Source organism: Heyndrickxia sp. FSL W8-0423 (assembly GCF_038009395.1).
Lineage (GTDB): Bacteria > Bacillota > Bacilli > Bacillales > Bacillaceae_C > Heyndrickxia > Heyndrickxia sporothermodurans.
Map to the genome: position 1 here is coordinate 1522688 of NZ_JBBPBE010000001.1, position 20111 is coordinate 1542798.

General features: G+C 35.4%; 21 protein-coding genes. 11 read left to right on the forward strand and 10 right to left on the reverse strand.

Translation table 11 applies throughout. The features are described from left to right. Window positions 1–104: 104 nt before the first annotated feature. A complete protein-coding gene (gene rlmN, locus MKY81_RS07710) occupies window positions 105–1166 on the forward strand; it encodes a 23S rRNA (adenine(2503)-C(2))-methyltransferase RlmN (RefSeq protein ID WP_066235989.1) in 1062 nt (353 codons plus the stop codon). Window positions 1167–1219: 53 nt separating this feature from the next. On the opposite strand, the gene MKY81_RS07715 is transcribed toward rlmN, so the two are convergent. After that, window positions 1220–1645, reverse strand: coding sequence for a universal stress protein (locus MKY81_RS07715; protein WP_341117372.1), 426 nt, complete (start codon window positions 1643–1645; stop codon window positions 1220–1222). 226 nt (window positions 1646–1871) lie between these two features. Between MKY81_RS07715 and MKY81_RS07720 the strand changes: the two genes are divergently transcribed. Next, window positions 1872–2495: a 3'-5' exonuclease gene (locus MKY81_RS07720; RefSeq protein WP_341117373.1), complete on the forward strand. Its 624-nt coding sequence runs from the start codon at window positions 1872–1874 to the stop codon at window positions 2493–2495. Between the two features lie 78 nt (window positions 2496–2573). Here MKY81_RS07720 and MKY81_RS07725 read toward each other — a convergent pair whose 3' ends face one another. Together MKY81_RS07725 and MKY81_RS07730 are read right to left on the reverse strand one after the other, a co-directional pair. Then, window positions 2574–2768 carry a YbdD/YjiX family protein gene (locus tag MKY81_RS07725; RefSeq protein WP_066235983.1) on the reverse strand — a complete coding sequence of 65 codons (195 nt, stop codon included), beginning with the start codon at window positions 2766–2768 and terminating at the stop codon, window positions 2574–2576. A 4-nt stretch (window positions 2769–2772) separates the two neighbouring features. Next, a complete protein-coding gene (locus tag MKY81_RS07730; RefSeq protein WP_066235982.1) occupies window positions 2773–4848 on the reverse strand; it encodes a carbon starvation CstA family protein in 2076 nt (691 codons plus the stop codon). Between the two features lie 343 nt (window positions 4849–5191). Here MKY81_RS07730 and MKY81_RS07735 point away from each other — a divergent pair, with 343 nt between their 5' ends. Next, complete coding sequence (locus MKY81_RS07735) at window positions 5192–6454, forward strand: ATP-binding protein (RefSeq protein ID WP_341117374.1); 1263 nt, start codon at window positions 5192–5194, stop codon at window positions 6452–6454. A 147-nt stretch (window positions 6455–6601) separates the two neighbouring features. Further along, window positions 6602–7594 carry a S8 family peptidase gene (locus MKY81_RS07740; RefSeq protein WP_341117375.1) on the forward strand — a complete coding sequence of 331 codons (993 nt, stop codon included), beginning with the start codon at window positions 6602–6604 and terminating at the stop codon, window positions 7592–7594. A gap of 246 nt (window positions 7595–7840) precedes the next feature. On the opposite strand, the gene MKY81_RS07745 is transcribed toward MKY81_RS07740, so the two are convergent. Beyond that, window positions 7841–8020, reverse strand: coding sequence for a hypothetical protein (locus MKY81_RS07745; protein ID WP_066235976.1), 180 nt, complete (start codon window positions 8018–8020; stop codon window positions 7841–7843). 454 nt (window positions 8021–8474) lie between these two features. Here MKY81_RS07745 and MKY81_RS07750 point away from each other — a divergent pair, with 454 nt between their 5' ends. From MKY81_RS07750 to MKY81_RS07765, 4 genes are all read left to right on the forward strand, one after another. After that, complete coding sequence (locus MKY81_RS07750) at window positions 8475–8819, forward strand: hypothetical protein (RefSeq protein ID WP_341117378.1); 345 nt, start codon at window positions 8475–8477, stop codon at window positions 8817–8819. Then, window positions 8798–9163 carry a YiiX/YebB-like N1pC/P60 family cysteine hydrolase gene (locus MKY81_RS07755; RefSeq protein ID WP_341117380.1) on the forward strand — a complete coding sequence of 122 codons (366 nt, stop codon included), beginning with the start codon at window positions 8798–8800 and terminating at the stop codon, window positions 9161–9163. The genes MKY81_RS07750 and MKY81_RS07755 overlap by 22 nt, the downstream gene beginning before the upstream one ends. Window positions 9164–9248: 85 nt before the next feature. Continuing rightward, window positions 9249–10292, forward strand: coding sequence for a hypothetical protein (locus MKY81_RS07760; protein ID WP_066235972.1), 1044 nt, complete (start codon window positions 9249–9251; stop codon window positions 10290–10292). A gap of 40 nt (window positions 10293–10332) precedes the next feature. Continuing rightward, entirely contained in the window at window positions 10333–10632 is a 300-nt protein-coding gene (locus tag MKY81_RS07765) for a hypothetical protein (RefSeq protein WP_066235969.1), read from the forward strand. On the opposite strand, the gene MKY81_RS21100 is transcribed toward MKY81_RS07765, so the two are convergent. The 6 genes from MKY81_RS21100 to MKY81_RS07790 all read right to left on the reverse strand — a co-directional run bounded on the left by MKY81_RS21100 (window position 10629) and on the right by MKY81_RS07790 (window position 16880). Beyond that, on the reverse strand, window positions 10629–10760 hold the full coding sequence (locus MKY81_RS21100; protein WP_181294675.1) for a hypothetical protein: 132 nt from the start codon (window positions 10758–10760) through the stop codon (window positions 10629–10631). The two genes, MKY81_RS07765 and MKY81_RS21100, sit on opposite strands and share 4 nt — an antisense overlap. A 139-nt stretch (window positions 10761–10899) precedes the next feature. After that, window positions 10900–11292, reverse strand: coding sequence for a hypothetical protein (locus tag MKY81_RS07770; protein WP_066235967.1), 393 nt, complete (start codon window positions 11290–11292; stop codon window positions 10900–10902). Window positions 11293–12085: 793 nt separating this feature from the next. Beyond that, entirely contained in the window at window positions 12086–13483 is a 1398-nt protein-coding gene (locus tag MKY81_RS07775) for a CitMHS family transporter (RefSeq protein ID WP_107957931.1), read from the reverse strand. A gap of 105 nt (window positions 13484–13588) precedes the next feature. Then, complete coding sequence (locus tag MKY81_RS07780) at window positions 13589–14272, reverse strand: response regulator (RefSeq protein ID WP_108072443.1); 684 nt, start codon at window positions 14270–14272, stop codon at window positions 13589–13591. 17 nt (window positions 14273–14289) lie between these two features. Then, window positions 14290–15846: a sensor histidine kinase gene (locus MKY81_RS07785; protein ID WP_341118750.1), complete on the reverse strand. Its 1557-nt coding sequence runs from the start codon at window positions 15844–15846 to the stop codon at window positions 14290–14292. Window positions 15847–15998: 152 nt separating this feature from the next. Then, the gene (locus MKY81_RS07790; RefSeq protein ID WP_108072446.1) at window positions 15999–16880 is read right to left on the reverse strand and encodes a LysR family transcriptional regulator; all 882 of its coding nucleotides are present in this window, start codon (window positions 16878–16880) and stop codon (window positions 15999–16001) included. Window positions 16881–17072: 192 nt separating this feature from the next. Between MKY81_RS07790 and MKY81_RS07795 the strand changes: the two genes are divergently transcribed. From MKY81_RS07795 to MKY81_RS07805, 3 genes are all read left to right on the forward strand, one after another. Beyond that, window positions 17073–18185, forward strand: coding sequence for an AbrB family transcriptional regulator (locus tag MKY81_RS07795; protein WP_341118751.1), 1113 nt, complete (start codon window positions 17073–17075; stop codon window positions 18183–18185). 321 nt (window positions 18186–18506) lie between these two features. Then, window positions 18507–19535, forward strand: coding sequence for a Bug family tripartite tricarboxylate transporter substrate binding protein (locus MKY81_RS07800; protein WP_341117383.1), 1029 nt, complete (start codon window positions 18507–18509; stop codon window positions 19533–19535). Between the two features lie 110 nt (window positions 19536–19645). Next, window positions 19646–20098, forward strand: a complete 453-nt coding sequence (locus MKY81_RS07805; protein ID WP_108072450.1) for a tripartite tricarboxylate transporter TctB family protein — start codon at window positions 19646–19648, stop codon at window positions 20096–20098. Window positions 20099–20111: the final 13 nt, after the last annotated feature.

The following is a 20111-nucleotide window of genomic DNA, read 5'->3' on the forward strand; positions in this document are numbered from 1 at the left end:
ATATCTTGGTACAATAAGGAATTGAGAGTTAGTGATAGAAAATCGTTCGTATTTCATGTAAAATAGAGGTTATGTGTAAAGTATCTTTGAAAAGAGGGTAACGAATGAATAAACAATCCATCTATGGATTAACAATAGAACAATTGACGGAATGGTTTTTAGAAAATGGTCAAAAAAAATTCCGCGCACAACAAGTGTGGGAATGGTTATATAAAAAGCGTGTCAAAAGCTTTTCCGAAATGAGCAATATTAATAAGGAATGTATTCAACTTTTAGAAGAACATTTTGACATGCATACTCTACAACTAGAGATTAAACAAGAATCAAAGGACGGGACTGTTAAATTTCTATTCAAATTACCTGATGGTAACTTAATCGAAACGGTATTGATGAGACAAAAGTATGGTCTTTCAGTATGTGTAACAACCCAAGTAGGCTGTAATATTGGATGTTCATTCTGTGCTAGTGGGATTTTGCGGAAAAATCGTGATTTAACGAGCGGGGAAATCGTCGAACAAATTATGAATGTTCAGCTTCATTTAGATGAAGTTGGAAAGGACGAAAGGGTCAGCCATGTCGTTGTCATGGGAATCGGCGAACCGTTCGATAACTTTACAAATTTAGTTACATTTTTGAAAAATATCAATTCACCGAAAGGGCTAGCCATTGGTGCAAGACATATTACGGTTTCAACGAGTGGACTAGCTCCGAAAATCTATGAATTTGCTGACCTAGACTTACAAGTAAACTTAGCAATTTCTTTACATGCACCGAATAATGAATTACGTACGCAAATAATGAAAATTAATCGTGCCTATCCATTAGAAAAATTAATGCCAGCCATTGATTATTATTTGGAGAAAACAAATCGCAGAATCACTTTTGAATATATTCTATTAAATGATGTAAATGATCATAAAGAAGAGGCATTACAGCTTGCTAAGCTTCTTCAAAATAAACGTCATTTAGCCTATGTGAACTTAATTCCGTACAACCCGGTGAGTGAACATATTCAATATAAAAGAAGCGAAAAAGAATCCATTTTGGAATTCTATGACACATTGAAAAAGAACGGCATCAATTGTGTCGTCCGTCAAGAGCATGGAACAGATATTGATGCAGCATGCGGACAACTTCGCAGTAAACAATTGAAAAAAGCAAAATAATAAAAGGGGCTTGGGATTCCAAGCTCCTTTTTTGTATCTAAATTGGTATATCTTTATTTTATAAGTAATACAGGTATAGGAGACTTCTGAACGATCACATGACTAACACTATCAAAAAATTCCTTTATTCCACTTAAGCCTCGGTTTCCCATAATAATTAAATCATTTCCGTGTGATTCTGTATGATCTAAAATGGCCGGTATAGGTTGTTTGTCAACGACAAATGTATGAATCGGGTTAGGAAGCCCGGACAATTGCCTTAACGCTTTTTCTAAAGTTTCTTTCGCATACTCATTCATTTTATCCTGTGTTTCTTGAATAACTATCCCTGATGTATAGGTAGGAATTGCAAGCTGAACAGCATATAAAATATCAATTTTAGCTTCCGGATTTGCTTTTACCAATTCCTTTGCGGTCTCTAAAGCTTTATTAGATAAATCGGTGTCATTGTAAGCTAATAAAATGTTAGAAAATAACATAAGATACACCAGCTTTCTATATTAGTAAAAATGGAGAGTAAAAATTTCCATTCTTATTCTTTATTTACCCAAAATTTTTAAAATGAATCATATCAGTATTATGGTTTTTTTAATCCTCGGAAAAATTCCTTTATTTACAACGATGGTCAAGCTGGAATCCTTAAACGTACTTATAATACAATAGAAAGTAAATATACTTCGTGAATGTCGGAAAGGAGTTTTACACATGAATAATTTCATCGCAATCGATTTTGAAACAGCGAATCGCAATCGATATAGTGTTTGTTCAGTAGGAATGGTATTTGTGGAAGAGAATAAAATAGTCGATTCTATTTATTCATTAATTGATCCGGAAGAGCCTTTTGATCGAATGAATATATCGGTGCATGGCATTCAACCTTCTGATGTTGCAGGCGCTCCGACATTTCATACATTCTATCAATCCATTCAACATCGAATAGAAGATCAGGTGATTGTCGCACATAATTTAGCCTTTGACGGTTATGTTTTAAGAGATAGTCTTAATCGATATAATCTGCTGCCGGTTCCGAGTAAATTGCTTTGTAGTTATCAGCTATCAAGAAGATTAATTGGAGGCAAGTCAAGCTATTCACTTAAATCAGTTTGTGATCATTACGGCATTGATATCCTCGATCATCATCATGCCTTAAGCGATGCACAAGCTTGCGCTGAAATTATGATTCAACTATCGAATGAATTTGAATTATATGATTTGGATGCCGTATTTTCTAAAACGAATATTAAAGCTGGGGAAATTGCGCCAGGTTACTATCGCTCCTCATTAGTCTCTTCCAGCAAAAAAAGAAAACGGGATGTGTCATCTTTTTAGCATGTTCAATTAACATACTATATTAAATTAATGAATTAATTGAAAGAAGCAGATGCCTTTACGACATCTGCTTCTTTCTTAACAGCACCGATTAACTTTTCCGCTTTCATATCTTTCCTTTAAGGCATACATATAGTACTCCTTTTCAGACATGATCGGCTCATTTGGATGCTTTCTCTTCCGATGCGCTACATAATTTTGGTAATTTGGTAAGCCGAAAATCGTTTTGATATGACAGGGGATCTTTGTCATCGTCTGATACAATTTCTTCATTTCATCACCTTCCAATTGGTATGTTCGGATATTTTGATGGTACGTAAGGTGATTCATGTAATACCGCTTTTTTCTTCTTGACCAAAATGTTATACCAAACTCTAAAGGATGCTATAACCATTAATAACACAATAGCGATAAAAATCATTGTCAATACTGCATCCAATCGATCATTGAAGACAATTTGCTTCATGACATCCATATCGGTAGCAGGTGCGAGTACTTTCCCACTGTCAATCCCGTCTTGATAAATTTTGGCATGGGCGAAAAAGCCGATTGCCGGTACTTTTGAAAATAGTTTCATAAATGCTGCGGTTAATGTCGTTACTGTTAGGAAGACATATGGAATAATGGTCACCCACGCATAACGTGCTTTTCCCATTTTAATAATAATCGTTGTAGCAACGGCAAGTGCAATCGCGGCTAACATCTGATTCGATATTCCAAATAATGCCCATAAGGAGTTAATACCGCCAAATGGATCAATCGCTCCTTGATAGGTGATGTAGGCCCACCCAATTGTAATAATAGCTGATGCAACGATATTCGCGAAGAGATTATTCGTTTTTGCAAACGGTTTATAATAATTTCCGACTAAATCCTGTAACATAAATCTTCCGATACGTGTTCCCGCATCAATTGTCGTAAGAATGAACAATGCTTCAAAAAGAATCGCAAAATGATACCAGAAAGCCTTTGCTCCTGCTAAAAAGCTGGTAAAAATCTCTGCCATACCGACAGCCAATGTTGGTGCCCCACCAGTCCTTGACAAAATGGAGGATTCACCAATGTCTTTGGCGGCATTTGTAATATCATTTGCTGTAACTTGGAAACCCCACTCCGAAATGACAGTTGCCGCACTAGCTGCATCACCGCCAATAACTGCTGCTGGTGCATTCATTGCGAAGTAAAGACCGGGATGTAAAGAGCATGCTGCAATTAATGCCATAATGGCAACACCGGATTCCATTAACATACCACCGTAGCCGATAAAACGGGAATGGGTCTCCTTTTCAAGCATTTTCGGTGTTGTACCCGAAGAAACAAGAGCGTGGAAACCAGATACGGAACCACAAGCAATCGTAATAAATAAAAACGGAAAGAGATTTCCTGCGAACACAGGTCCTGATCCATCAATAAATTTACTAATCTTTGGCATGTGTAGTTCAGGAAGGACAATTAAGATTCCTGCAGCCAATAAGAAAATGACACCAATTTTTAGAAAGGAGCTTAAGTAGTCCCGAGGTGCCAATAATAGCCAAACAGGTAGAATGGAAGCGACGAATCCATAGATACCAATCATAATGGCAAGCTGACCACCAGTGAATGTAAACATCTTTGCTAATTCCGGATCTGCGGCGATAAATTGCCCGCCCCAAAGCGCAAGCATCAATAATATAAAGCCAATAATAGAACCTTCTAATACTTTTCCTGGGCGTATGTACCTCATGTAAATGCCCATGAGAACGGCAATTGGAATGGTTGCAGCAATGGTAAATACTCCCCACGGAGAACCGGCGAGCGCTTTCACAACGACTAGGGCAAGTACGGCTAATAAAATAATCATAATTGCAAGAATTCCGATGGATGCAATAATCCCACCAAATGGCCCTACTTCCTCTTTCGCCATCTGTCCAAGCGATTTTCCATTTCTTCTCATAGATCCCATTAAGATAACTGCATCTTGAACAGCTCCGGCCAGGACGACACCGATGATAATCCAAAGTGCTCCGGGTAAATAACCCATTTGTGCGGCTAATATCGGCCCTACAAGTGGTCCGGCACCTGCAATCGCGGCAAAATGATGACCAAATAATACCCATTTATTTGTAGGCACGTAATCTTTTCCATCATCATTTACTTCCGCAGGTGTTGCACGCTTATCATTTAATTTAAAAATTTTATACGCAATAAATTTACTATAAAAGCGGTAAGCTACTGCATAGGTACAAACAGCCGCAACAATTAACCAAGCAGCCGAAATCGTTTCACCGTTTGCAAGACCAAGTAAAGCAAATGCAATCGCTCCAAAAACCGAAATAGCTGTCCAAATCAAAATAGAAAGTAATTTCTTATTCACGGTTATGTCTTCCCCTTCCTTTAAAAAAATAATGCAATAATTAACTTCTCCCCTCCTTTAGTTAAAAAGTTAAAATATTTGTAATTATAAAAATAATAACCGGGATAACTGTATCATTCAATATGCAGTGGGACATATTTTTATTTTTCTGGAAAAAAGTTTTCGACAAATCCTTCCTTTTTAATGAATTTGTTAAATTCCCGGTTGTTTTTCGTTCCAAGCTATTAAATAAAAAAGTCAATAACAAGTTTTAACATAGTCTATTTTTTAATAAAGGATTTTCCCGATTTATATCGAATCTTACAGTAGAGACATCATAGTTTTCAAAAGGGGTTCAAGTTTGATGGAATTTCAGTTTGAAAGAATCTTACTTCAAGTATTAATGGTGTTATTTCCTTTCGTATTATTTTTAGTTTTAGCAAATGGTAAAATCAATGATTTGAAACGAAAAATTATCTTTGGACTTATATGTATATTAAGCATCTCTCTTTCACTGACCTTTGCCATACCACTGGGAGTGGGGAAACATCTAGATTTAAGATTTATCCCATGGTATCTATCCTTTATATACGGAGGAAATATCGTAGGCTTTATCGTTTCATCGTTTTACATTATTGTCCGTATTTGTATGGGTGGTATTGGGATGTTTCCTGCCATAAGCGTAATTATCGTAGGCAGTATATTTATAATACGAATACAAAAGCAATTTTTTTCATGGACATTAAAAAAGAAACTGATCTTTTCATCCACGTTTTTATTGATTGCTTCCCTATTACTTCCGATTATAGGAAGTATGATGATGACAGTTAGTATAACATCAACAAATCTATCAATTTATATATCATATTTGTTAGAAAATGTAATTGTTACTTGGATTGTGATTTATTTAATTGAATCACAAATTGAAAAAACGGCTTTACAAAAAGAGTTTCAAAACGCGGAGAAATTTAATGTGATTGGTCAGCTTGCGGCAAGTGTTGCTCATGAAATTCGGAATCCGATGACGAGTATTAGAGGATTTATGCAAATTTTACTGGCATCGAACCATTTATCTAGGTCTGAAAAGGAATATATAAAAATATGTATTGAAGAAGTAGATCGAGCTAATTCAATCATTGCGGATTATTTGGCATTAGGCAAAAGTCAATCAAATGAAGTCAGTAAGCTAGATATCATACGTGAAATAAATAAGGCCGTACGCTCTTTATCAACATTTGCAACGCTTAATAATGTTCAATTAAATTTTGCCCAAAAGTTGCCAATTTATTTAGCTGGAAATAGTAGCAGGGTTCAGCAACTGCTTATTAATCTTATTAAAAATGGAATTGAAGCCTCTAGTGGGAATGGAGTAATAGATATAGAAGTTACCGCTGATTACAAGCATGTGTACATATCAATATCTGATAATGGAGAAGGAATGAGCAAAGAGTCGATGGAGAATTTCGGGCTTCCTTTTTACTCTACAAAAGAAAAGGGAACGGGATTAGGACTAATGGTTTCAAGGCAAATTATCGATGAAATGGACGGCAATATCCAAGTTAATAGTACGAAAGGAGTAGGAACGGTCTTAACTCTTTCTTTCCCGCGAATACGGAAAGAGGTGTAGGCCTTTTTTTGTTTTATTAAAACTAGGAAGATGGATTCCGTACGATTGAACTATTTTTAGAAAATTCAGTAAAATATCTTGTTTTTTTAAATAAATCTATTACTATTAAAGAAAGGTTTTCAATCTATCAATGGAAGGGGAAAGACGATGGAAAAAAAGTTAATTCCTTATAAGGTGATAGAGATTGTTGATTCAGTAGAGGAAAATATTCCAGCAGGTATTGGATTAATCCATGCGGAGGAAGCTTGGGAAAAAGGAAATTATGGAGAAGGCATTGTAATTGCTGTCATTGATACAGGGGTTGACAAAACACATCCAGATTTAAAAGATCAAATTATTGATGGAAAAGATTTCACGAACACGGGTGATTATCAAGACGATCATGGTCATGGAACACATGTATGTGGGACAATTCTAGCAGCAATAAATAATTATGGAGTTGTAGGAGTTGCACCAAGGGCAAAGGTTTTAGTCTTAAAAGCATTGGATGGAAATGGACAAGGAGATATCAAGTGGATTAATGAGGCGATTGACTATGCAATTAATTGGGAAGGTCCGAATAAAGAGAAGGTTTCTGTTATATCCATGTCACTAGGCGGACCAGAAGAGGAAGAAGAGCATCGATTGATTCAAAAAGCGGTTCAAAATAATATTCTAGTCGTTTGTGCAGCGGGAAATAGTGGTGACGGCAGAGATGATACGGATGAAATGGAATATCCAGGAGCATACCCTGAAGTCGTGCAGGTTGGTGCGGTTGATTTAGAAAAGAATTTAGCGGATTTTTCAAATACGAATGATCTAATTGATTTAGTTGCACCTGGGGTTGAAATTTTCTCCACTTATCCGGGTGGGAAATTCGCTAAACTTTCGGGTACCTCTATGGCAACTCCCCATGTAAGTGGTGCGGCTGCTTTAGTAAAAAATATTGCTGAAAAAGAATTTGGTCGTGTACTAACTGAAGCGGAACTATACGCACAATTATGCAAAACGACAGAAGATCTTGGCCTAAGTAAAAAAGCACAAGGTAATGGTTTATTGAATTTCTCAACGACACAAGAAAGCGGTGAAAAGGAAATTACCATTACGATTGAATCCAAAAGTCTGCAACTGCCGGCACAAACAGTTTCGGTGTTTTATTAAGGCTCTTTCCGTAAAGGTTGTGAGGAAAAAAGTATATTTCCTCTTTGTTGTTTTCGGGAGGAACAAGGACCGTTCTTTTCCGCTACAGGAACCTGCTTTTTCGCGGTGAGAAGTCGAGCCTCCTCGGCTTCCGCCTGTGGGGTCTCGACCTTTCCTCTATATTCCGCAGGAGTCAGGTTCCTTTCGCTCTAATCCACTTGAATGGAGGGGATAGGATGGAGTACTTAAACCCAATTTTAATATTTTTTAGAGAAATGAAACTTCATTTCTCCCGAGTGGAAACAAACCAAATAATGTGTTTGGTTGAAAACCTACCACTCTCTTATTTGTTAAAGAAAAATCTGCTTTTAACCATGAAAGAACTAGATTAGTAGTAAACTGCTCAGAACTGGTTACTCTTTCATCTTTTCCTAGTGTAATATTCATAGCACCCCTCCTTGAAAATTGTTATTTCTACATAAGTATATAAGATCTATTTTTTAATTGAAGCAATTTTTTGGAAAGTTATAGTGTTCTTATACTACATTTACATATAGTATAAAATACCCACTAAGAGTAATTGTAAATTTGAAATATGGTTCCGAAGTTTATAAATTATCCGGAGATATTTCATTCTGATTTAATGTGGAAGTTTTTTATAAAAACTAAATCTACTCAAAGTCAAACCCAAGCATTTTGATCAATCTTTTTTATATGCATGGGTTTTCTCTATTATATAATCAACTTTTTAGGCCAATTCATATGTGCTTTTTTGCAAAAAAAGAAAAAACTTACACGCGATTACTATAGTAGAAAAAAATATTTTTTATGTATATTTTTTCCGAAAATAGTGTTATTATCATTTTGTAACAATCTAAAAATTCTGATAGGGGTGGAGATTTTGAAGAAATTTGTATTATCTTTGGTCGTTTCCTCAGGTTTAATTTTGGCTTCACACGTTACAAACGCCAATGCAGAGGAAAACTCGAAAAATGAGTTCGAAGGATGGACATCATCAGATTATGCAGAATATGAGCAAGGGAAAAAGGATTATGAGGAATTGATTAATCTTGAAAAAGAAGGAAAAAGTTTGAACAAAAATACGGAGCAATCTGGACAAAGTGAAGAAGTAACTCCTTTTGCAGAACCCAAACCAGATGGTTCAATGGGAATAACAGGTTCTGTATTAATAACAATGAGTGGCAGTAGTTCATCCGGTAGTTCTTGGGTGGACATGCAGCAATAGTTGTTGATCAATACAGTACTATTGAATCTTTTGGCAACCAAAAGGTTGCTAGTAAAAATGGGGTAAGATATTGGACAAATAATTTTAGACAAAGATATCCCGATGCTACAAGACATGATGTTATAGGTGCTACAGCTTCTGAAAAAAAATCTGCTGTGGGATTAGCAAAGTCATTTCTAAACAAACCTTATAACTTTGCATTTGGTAATAAAACTACTACCGATAAGTTCTACTGTTCACAATTAGTATGGAGAGCCTGGCAACTTATGGGTTATGATTTAGATTATAATAGAGGAAAATTTGTTTGGCCGGGTGACTTAAAGAAAAGTAGTCTTTTAAATTAAAAATAATTCTTTAAAAAGGTGACTGTCCTAGAACGTTTTATATTATTCATAGGACAGCATTTTTTATTTATAGGTGGGGGTTTAAATGAAAAGGAAATATTTAATTATTCTAGCCAGTATATTATTTTTATTTGGTTGCTCACAAAAAGAAAAGACCAATTCAAAAGTGCGACCATCATCAACTGAAAATGAAATAGTTTTATTACAAAGTAATTTATTAGAGAAAACTAGTAAATTGGAATACTACAACTATAATCTAAAAAAAATGTCTACTACCAAAATCAATGCAAATGGTCTTGAGCAGATAATACCGTTAAAAGAAAAGAAAATTTTAATTCCAGGGAGTTATAATTCAGAACTGATTCATATATCATCTAATAAAGTTGATATTGAAGAATCTAGGTATCCCTCTCCATTATCAATTATTCCATATAATGATGGGGAGATAACACTTTACAATTATGACGAAAAAGGAGATATTAATTTTTATACTTATCAATTTGTTAGAGAAAACAAAAAAATCTGGACAAAAAGATTTGAAGGTGTGCCTTTTTTAATACGTAAATATGATGATAATTTATTTGTATATATAAAAGATATGAAAACGAATGATGAATCTTCAAGTTATTCTTTAATGATCATTGACTTAAAAAGAGGAACTGTTGATAAAAAAATTAATATTCATGGGGCTTATATAGCAACCGAAATACTTAAAAAGAAAAATTATATATATATATCTTTAGTTGATACAAATAATAGTAATAGTTTTGTTATTAGATATACAAATGGTACATGGAAAGAAAAAAGAATAAAAATAAAAGAAACTGGGATAGTAAAAATGTTTATGGATAATGAGTATTTTTACACTTTACATTACAAAGAAAATAATACATTATTAGTTAAACACTCAAAAAATTTAGATAGAGACATCAAAATTGTTAAAATCAAAAAAGGAATATCGAATCCCATTTTAGATACAGAGAAAAATATTTTATTTTATACATATGTTAAAAATGACAAACAAACCTATTTAGCTTCTTACAATATAAATCAGAATAAAGAAAAAAATTCTGTAAAAGTTTCTGGTAGCATTCAGGACATTGTGTTAATAAAAGATATCCAGCAATAAAAAAGAAATAATAAACTCTTTTATATAACGGAGGGATAACTTGGATATTCAAAAAATTGTAGATTTATATTACATTTTATTAGGTGTGATTGCTGTAGGTTCTCTTATTATTGGATACTTAGTTATAAAAATATTTAAGAGTCATAAATTAGGGTTTTGTCTTATTTTAATTTCTAGTATATTAAGTTTATATTTTTTAATAAAATGGTTTGCTGGTGCTTCATCTGAAGTCTTCATTGGAACTATACCTTGGATTTTTAATATGGGTTTTGCTATTTTAATTTATCCTATTTACCTTTTTTTGGCTTGGATACTGACAAAAAAAATAAAAATAACTTAGTGGATAACTAAAAGACCCCTTTCTACAAAGTGAAAGGGTTCTTTTAGTTGGATATAAATTGTCTTTTTCAACTCCTCTAAAAGTTCTTTTGCCCCTTCCGGACATAAAATAATTTTTCCTGCAAATATTTTATTTTCATTTTTTTACTTCTCTAGTAATTACCATTCATTAAAAGGCAAATATTTGTTTAATATCATCATGTCTCCATCTATAAAAATTTCTACGGGATCTTTCTCTTCGATTTCTAAACTTCGTCTTAATTTACTATTAATGTTTTAGTTTACTTACAACATTCTCTTGCATTGTTACAGTATTACCATTGGCTTGAATGTTCTTTATAAAATCCAAAAAAATAATATAGATTAAATGTTCTACAGTAATACTTAATTCTCCTAAATATGGAGATAAATCATATAAAAGAACCTCCCCTCGTAAAATAAGCTTTTCTTTTACTCGCATATAGATATAAGCATATTTTTCATTATCATCTTCCTCCCCTTCTACCTCGACTTCTTGAAATTGGAATAGAGTGTTATTTACCTGCTTAAACACTATTTTCTTAAAATCCTTTTCTGGAAAAAATGATTTCATTCCATGTACTAAAAAAGCTGCCACTTCTTCATTTCCTACACCTTTTTTAATTTGCTGAAGAAAGTCCATATAAAGCATTAAAACAAAATGAGCTATATCAAATGTGAAAGGAATTTCACTTGTGTAATTATCCTTTATATCTTCAATAAATATCTGACCTCGAAGATAGTGGTAATAAGGCAGCTTCAGAGTTAAATACCTTTTGGATGAAAAAAACTATGAAAAATGCTTTTTTGATTATTACCATTTATTTTATTATGTAAAACATCTAAAGCACTATAGGATTTTTTCAATAGTACCCTCCCCTTCCAACCACTTGATTACTGACATTATGATCAAATTAACAAGTTTCCTATCACAGAATACCTTTTTTGTACGCTTAAAGCATAAGGACTACCTATTTCAAGCTTATAGATGCTTTATAGTATATTTGTATGCATATATTGTTTGGTATCCCTATATGACCAATCCCAGCTTAAAATGTGCTGGTTTCTATGCCCGTAGACAAGCAGTAAAGTATTCAATTTGGTTTGTTGTATAGGATCCTTCCCCTGCTGCATGAGTAATATCCTTTTTGTTTGTTTACATAAAGATTGTAATATCATTTTTTCAATATCTGACACAGGGAACTTTATATTATGGGTTTTATCTGAACGCTGTTTTCGAATAGTTTTTTCGAATATTTTTTTATGCCTTCTGGAAGTTTTATTATATTTTGTTTGCGTTTTCAAATTAGTTAAATACAACGATTATTGAATTTCTTTTCTCATTTTTTTCAACTTGAGTTCCGTTAAGAAAGCTGATTGTAGTGGAAGGGTGCGCTGGACAGCAAAAAGCTCGAAGGATAACCTCCGAGCTTTTCTTATAATGGTATGATTGATAATAATAAAGCTACTAAAATCATGACGACTGTTGACCCACAAGCCCATTTTAGGAATGAACGCTGTAAGTCTCCAAAATCTGCTCCGACCATTCCAACTAATAGGTAGGTTGAAGGAACTAATGGGCTTAATAAATGAACTGGTAATCCTAAAAGTGATGCCCGTCCAATCATTGCAGGATCAATTCCGTAACCGCCAGCCGCTTTCGCTAGTAGAGGTAGTACTCCGTAATAAAATGCATCGTTTGACATGAAAAATGTAAATGGTGCACTAATAATTGCTGTAATCAATGCAAAGTGTGAGCCGAAGGCATCAGGAATATGAGTAATCATCGTGTTTGCCATCGCATCCACCATTTTCGTACCAGATAGAATACCTGTGAAGATTCCAGCTGCAAATACCATTGATACAACGGATAACGCATTATCAGCATAGTGTGCAATTCGTTCTTTTTGATCACTTAATTTCGGATAGTTGATCGTAATCGCAATCGCAAATCCAATCATAAATAATACGGTCGTCGGTAATAATTCTATGATGAGAGCTACTAAAAGTAAGATCGTTAGTAAGTAATTCACAATGATAAGCTTAGGACGTTTTAAGCCGGCATCTTCTGCAGTAACGGCCATTTGAGCCATTGTGCTGTAATCAATAGTTAAAACGCCTATTCGTTTACGTTCTTTTCTTCCAAGGCAGTAAGACATGAATAATACAAATAATATGCCGCCAATCATAGAAGGGATAACAGGTGTAAAGATATCTGACATTTCAAGATGTAAGGCAGTCATTGCTCGTGCAGTCGGTCCACCCCATGGAAGGAGATTCATGACCCCGGAAGCGGATACCGCAATACCGGCTAGTACGAGTGGTCTCATACCGATGCGTTTATATAATGGGAGCATCGCTGAAATCGTAATCATGTATGTTGTTGTTCCATCACCATCAAGGGAAATTATTAGCGCAAGTATAGCTGTACCTACTGCTATTTTTACCGGATCCCCTTTGACCACTTTCAAGATGGTTGAAATGATCGGATCGAATACTCCTGCATCGATCATGATGCCGAAAAAGAGAATCGCAAACAAAATCATAATTCCTGTCGGAGCTACACTTTTTATACCTTCTAGAGCCATGGGACCCATTTTGCTTCCAAATCCGCCAATAAGAGCGAAAATAACGGGAACGACCATAAGGGCAATCATGGCAGAAAGTCGTTTGGTCATAATTAAAACCATAAATATAATAATCATTAAAAATCCTAATATTGCTAACATGATTTTCACCTCTCTTATTTGTATATTGAGTATAGGTGAAATTTTCAGTATTGTAACCGTTTGCATAATAATGTTATTAAAAAGATTTAAATGCATTTTGCTCATTTTGCTCACGAAAGTCCCATCCAGGTAATTTGAAATTTGGATTGCGTGTTAAATAAAAAGAGGAAGATCCAATTGTGCGAAAGCAACTTATGGATCTTCCTCGTATTAAATTGGATAGTATTTTCGTTCGGGTCTTCCCACAATACCGTAAACAACTCCCGCCTTTGCTTCATGTACAGATGAAAGATATTCTAAATATCTGCGAGCTGTCGACCGGGAGGCACCGATTTCATTTCCAACTTCTTCAGCTGAAAGACCATCTCTTTTTTCTTGAAGAACAGCCTTTATTTTTTCTAAAGTGATTTCATCAATCCCTTTTGGTAACTTTCCCCCATTTCCGCTACTTTCTTTTTTTTTATGTCTGAAAAGTTGATCTACATATTGCTGGTTGACGACATGATTGGATGTAAGAAGGGAGTGCCTTTTAATAAAATCTTGAATAACGTCGTCGAATTTCTCCATGCTCACAGGTTTGATTAAATAATTTTCCACCCCGTAGCTTAGGGATTTTTCTAGAAACTCTTTATCCGTTGCCGCAGTGATCATGATAATGCTCACCTTTGGAAATTCCGAACGAATGATAGGAAGTAAATCAGACCCTAGCATGTCAGGCATATATACGTCTAAAAGCAATAGATCAGTTTTTTTTGTTTTGAGTAACTGCAAAGTTTGTTCTCCGTTCAGAGATTTGCCAACTACTTCAATTTCCTCAAATTTTTCTAAAAACTTTTCATGAATATTTGCTATCCGAAAATCATCTTCCGCAATGACTACATTTATTTTAGACAAGCTTACGAACACCTCGCTTATTTCTTAGGGAGATACACCGTAAATACAGTACCGTTCTCAGAATTACTCTGCACTTCGATGATCCCGCCCATTTCATTTACAGCTTCTTCGACATTTGACAAACCAAATCCCCTAGGTTCTGTTCCTTGCTTTGAGGTATATCCTCTGTTAAAAAGAAGTGCTTTTTCTTCTTCACTTATGCCTTTTCCGTTATCCGTTATTTCAAAAATGACATCGCTTCCAATATCTGTTGTAAAAAATTTAACGATCGGGTCCTCTACCCCATACACGGCCTCAAACGCGTTATCAATAAGGTTTCCAAGTATGATAATTAAATTGGAAAGTGTCATATGAGGTGGTAGCATTTCTAAATAACTTTCCGGAACGATTGTAAACTTAAGCTTCTTTTCAGACGCTTTTCCTAATTTCCCTATTAGGATAGCTTGTACTTTTGTATCTCTTATTTGGTTAAAGACAACAGAATTTTGCAGTTGTAAATCCGTTGTTTCACTTTGGATCATGTTAACGGCCTGATCATATTCACCTAATTGGAGCAATCCGGATAACACATATAATTTATTCGTGAATTCATGTGTTTGAGCTCGGAGATCTTCTGAGTATCTTTTTACTTCCGATATCGTGTTGACCATCTGTTCAATTTCTGTTTTGTCACGAAAGGATGCTACTACTCCTGTAATCTTATCTTTATCAAAAAGGGGCGTACAGTTCACAATGACAGTTTGATCTTTCCAGACCATTTCTTTATCAATTTGAGGAATGCCTGTTCTCAATACCTCGTAAAGATAATTAGATGGAAAGAGTCCATCCACTTTCCTATGCCTGACAGACCCTTGTATATGAAGAAGTTTCTTCGCAGGCTGGTTCATCATCGTAATAAAGCCGTCTTGATCAATAGCTAAAATACCTTCTTTCACCGCATGCAAAACAGCATTCTTTTCTTTATACAGTCCAGCAATTTCATATGGCTCTAAACCCATTGTGTCCTTACGAATATTGCGAGCCAGGAGAATACTTCCGATAATCGAGAGGATAAGCGCGAAAAGAGAAGCAATAAGTACTTTAATGAGATGATTCATTATTTGCTGTTGAATATCCTCGATTAGAAATCCTACAGAAACGAGACCAATAATCTCACCTCTGTTGTTGAATATGGGGGATTTCCCTCTAAGGGACGGCCCGAGAGAACCTTTCGCCTTGGAAATATAATACTCCCCATTGAGGAGGGCCCTTTCATTGTCACCGCCCTTCATTTTTTTCCCGACCTCAGATTTATTAGGATGTGAATACCGCGTACCATCTTTATTTCCTATGACAATGAACTCAGCCCCGGTTTCTTTTCGAATCTTTTCTGCTAACGGCTGGATCGTTTTAGAAGGATCGGCCGTTTGAAAAGCATTTATTATCGTAGGCATAAATGAGACCGTTTTCGATATTTCAAGTGCCATCCTGCCTTTATTCTCTTGAATTTGCTTGCTCTCCATATAACTGAAAATTCCTGTAAGGAGGAAAATTAGAAGGAATCCCAGCAACAATACAAGCCCAAGTATTTTCATCTGCAATGATACTTTTATGGACTTCAGGCAGCATCCCTCCCAGTATGAAGTTGAATGGAAATATTGTTTCCACTTCGTCAATAAGTATAAAAGTTTCAAATGTTCATATCAATTAAGTAATCCCGGGTGTATTACTTCCTTAACTGAATCTTCTACTTACGTTTATTTATGCTGTAAAAATCGATATTCTCTATGAAGGTAACAAAAGCCTTCACCATACTTAACTTTAATGATTCTTCATGGTAAAACATCCATGTTTTTCGTAAAATGGCTTCATTATTTTTAGTTCGGATTTCCGATTTATAAAGGCCGTCAATATCGTCTAAAATCATACTTGGTAAAATGGCGTATCCTAATCCATTGATCACCATTTCTTTGCATGTTTCCGCTTTATCAACCTCAATACTTATTAATGGCGGTTTAGAATAATTTTCCCCCCACCAATGATCCACTAATGTTTTTAATAAATGATCTGTCCGATAATCAATTCTTGGTAATTGTGGAAGACGTTCAATGTCGATTTTTTCTTTCGAGACAATACAAATTTTTTCTTCAAATAATAAATGCTTTTTCTCCTTCCACCCATAATCGCCTCTTACAAAGCCTATGTGGATATCTTCATTACTCACTAAATTAGCGATATCTCCGCTGAAACCTGTCGAGATTTTGAATTCGATGTTTGGATACTGATCTTTAAAAAGCTTTAATAGTTCGGGAAGTTTATGATAGGCAAAAAAGTTTGTGACACCAATCCTTAAAGTTCCCGTTACATAGTTTTCCATATTACGAACATTCTCTTTAATTTTTCGAATGCTTATGAGAATTTCATATGCACTTTTTGCTAAATATTCTCCCTGTGGTGTAAATTGCACACCACGTCTGCCTCTATTGACAATTTGAACCCCGAATTCTTTCTCAATTTGCTGCAGCCGATTCGTTAATGCAGGTTGGGAAATATATAACTCTTTTGCTGCTTTCGTAATATTCTTCTCATGGTAAAGGGTTTGTAAAATGAGCCAATCTCGATCATCCATAGAAATCTCCTTATCTAGCCATCAACTTTTTTGATGGTTCATCATTAGAAATCAATATTTTATTTATTTCTTAATCTATAATATAGTTATTTATATAGCGAATCAATTATTATTTCACATCAAGAGTACAGATATCAAAAGAAAGAAGGACATCGGTTGAAAAGGAAATCATTATTTCAAAGCATTTGTTTTATGATCATCAGCAGTATCGGTGGACTTGTTCTTTCTTTGGCAGGTCTTTCGATTGGGTGGATGATTGGAACTTTACTGATTGCAGCCTTTCTTTCATTTAAAAGACCAGCATTTTTAAAGATTCCCCGTGAACAAAAAGGACTCCCGCCATACTGGCTAAGAATAGGTCAATGTATATTAGCAATTGAATTGGGACAAAAAATTAATTTATCTGTCGTTCATACGTTTAAGGATCATTGGTTAGTTATTTTGGTTATGCTATTTCTATCCATTATTTTTGCCCTTATATCCGGATTGGTTCTTTGGAAATTTAGTCAAACAGATATGATTACAAGCTTTTTCGGAACTTCACCAGGAGGGTTAAGTGCTATGCCTAGTATTGCAGAAGAGGTAGGGGCCAATACCATCGTGGTAACGATCATTCAAACGATGCGTGTTTTTCTTGTCGTGCTGACAATACCGCTCTTCGCTTCGACATGGTCGCATCATCCTGCCAACCATGTTATAGCCAATAGTGATGTTGTTTCTTCCGGGGGTGTCTCTGGATTTGAATGGAGTTATCTCTTATGGACTTTGATCCTAGCATTTGGGGTATGGGGTGGCTATTATATTGGTAAACACTTGAAGTTTCCGGCCCCATGGTTAGTCGGCGGAATGCTGGGGGTTGGTTGTTTGCAAACTTTAGGTTCCACCTTTGCCGGTCACGATATGATCGCCTGGTGGCCTCATAGTGCCATTATTTTATCGCAAATTTTTATCGCTTCAAGCATTGGATCACGTTTCTATAAAGAGATGCTCACGGGTATTGGAAAAACAATGTGGGTTTCACTTTTAACGACCATTGGATTGATCGTTTCGATGCTCGTTTGTGCCTATTTTGTATCCATCATCACAGGTATTTCTTTCATTACTTCGATGCTCGCATTTGCCCCTGGTGGGATTGCAGAAATGGCTACGACATCTGCCGTTCTTGATGCAGATTCCACTTTTGTCGTCGTCGTCCAAGTGCTACGTGTACTCGTTGTTTGTATTGTTCTTCCTACAATGTTTAGAGGGTTAAAGCAATGGGAACTTCGAAAAGTAGCGCGGACACAGTCGCGTATATCTGCTTAAATAGACACTTTAAATACACTCGTTCAAAAAGAAGAGCTTCTAAACTCTTCTTTTTTTTATTGTAAAGGAAGTGCTTCATAGAGCTGTTGGGAGAAACATATTAACAATAAAATTGTTTACTAGGTTCGTTTCGCTGACGAGTTCAACTTACTTAGTCCAAACTATAAAAGAGAAAGTTTTTTGAATACAGATTTGGTGGCAACTTTTCGTGTATTTTATGAACAAAATATGACTTATGTTTTTAATGCTTTTTAAATGATTAATCAAACAAAATGCCCAAGTTATTATAAAATTTAGAAAACGTTTACAAGGGGGATTTATATGTTAAAAATGAAAAAAATTTCAACACTTCTTTGTGCAGGAGCTTTAGCCTTAAGTTTAGGTGCCTGCAGTAGCGATGGTGCTTCAGGCACTGATAAGAAGAAGGAAAGTACAGGCTATCCGAAGAAAGCGATTTCGGTTGTGGCTCCTTCCGGTGCAGGTGGTGGATGGGACTTAACTGCACGTTCATTCACAAAAGTATTAAGCGAGACAAAGCTTGTCGAAGTTCCGATGACGGTCGAGAATAAGCCTGGCGGCGGGGGCGCCGTTTTTATGGCGGAATACGCAACCCAACAGGTGAAAAATAATGATATGTTATTTGTGAATTCTCCGCCAATCATTATTAATAATTTGAAAAAAGAAGGAAATAGTCCTTATGGTTATAAAAATACAACCCCATTAGCACAGTTGACAAAAGATTATGGAGCGATTGTTGTAAAAGCGGATTCAAAATTTAAAGATTTGAAATCCGTTCTAGAAGAAGTAAAGAAAAATCCTAGCAAACTCACATTCGCCGGTGGCTCAGCACCAGGATCAATGGATCACTTAGTTTCCATTCTTCCAGCTTTCAAATACGGTGTCGATCCGACGAAGGTCAAATATGTTTCTTATGATGGGGGCGGGGAAGCAATCACTGCTCTGCTCGGTGGAAATGCTGATGTTATCGGGACAGATGCCTCAAGTGTGCAGGAATTTTTAAAGGCGGGTAAAGTTCGAGTATTAGCTATTACTGCTTCTGAACGATTAGAAGGAGAATTCAAAGATATTCCAACAGCAAAAGAACAAGGTGTTGACGCAGAATTTACGATTTGGCGCGGTGTGTTTGGTCCAGAGAAAATGTCCGACGAAGCGAAATCATACTGGGAGAAAACAATCGGCAAGCTAGTTGAAACGCCTGAATGGAAAAAAGAAGTCGAAACGCAAGGCTGGGAAATGGAATATAAAAATAGCGAAGAATTCAAGAAATTTTTAGGCGAACAAGAAACACAAGTTCAACAACTATTAGAAGCATTAGGTATGCAAAAGTAATAAGTGAGGTTGACTTTTCATCGTGATCAGTTCCAAACAGGATTCGGAACAATTGGAATTGGTCACGTTTGAATAGCTTTAGTTTAATTCTTATAGGAGGGGGATTGTAAATGAGCATTAAATTTGATCGTATTGCCGCTGTTGTCTTTCTAGCTGTAGGTGTCTTATTTATGATTGGAAGTAAGCAACTTGCTAGTTCTTCGTATGGCAGTAAAGTGGGACCCGATATTTTTCCTTTTATTCTTGGTATTCTACTGTCCTTATTAAGTATCCGTTTATTTTATGAAACACTCCGTACACAAAGTCAAGGGAAAAAACAAGAGTTGCAATACAAGCCATTTTTGATTATTTTCGCGGCAACCCTTATTTACATATTAACGTTAGAAACGATTGGATATGTTATTACAACATTCTTATTTCTTTTTATTTGCTTTCAAACGATGGAACGAAAGAAATGGATCACCTCTTTGATCATATCGGCTGGATTTTCCGGTTTAATCTATTATCTTTTCGTAGGTCTATTAAAAGGAACACTTCCCGGTTGGCCGATTTGGTTTTCATAGGAAAGGAGGAGTT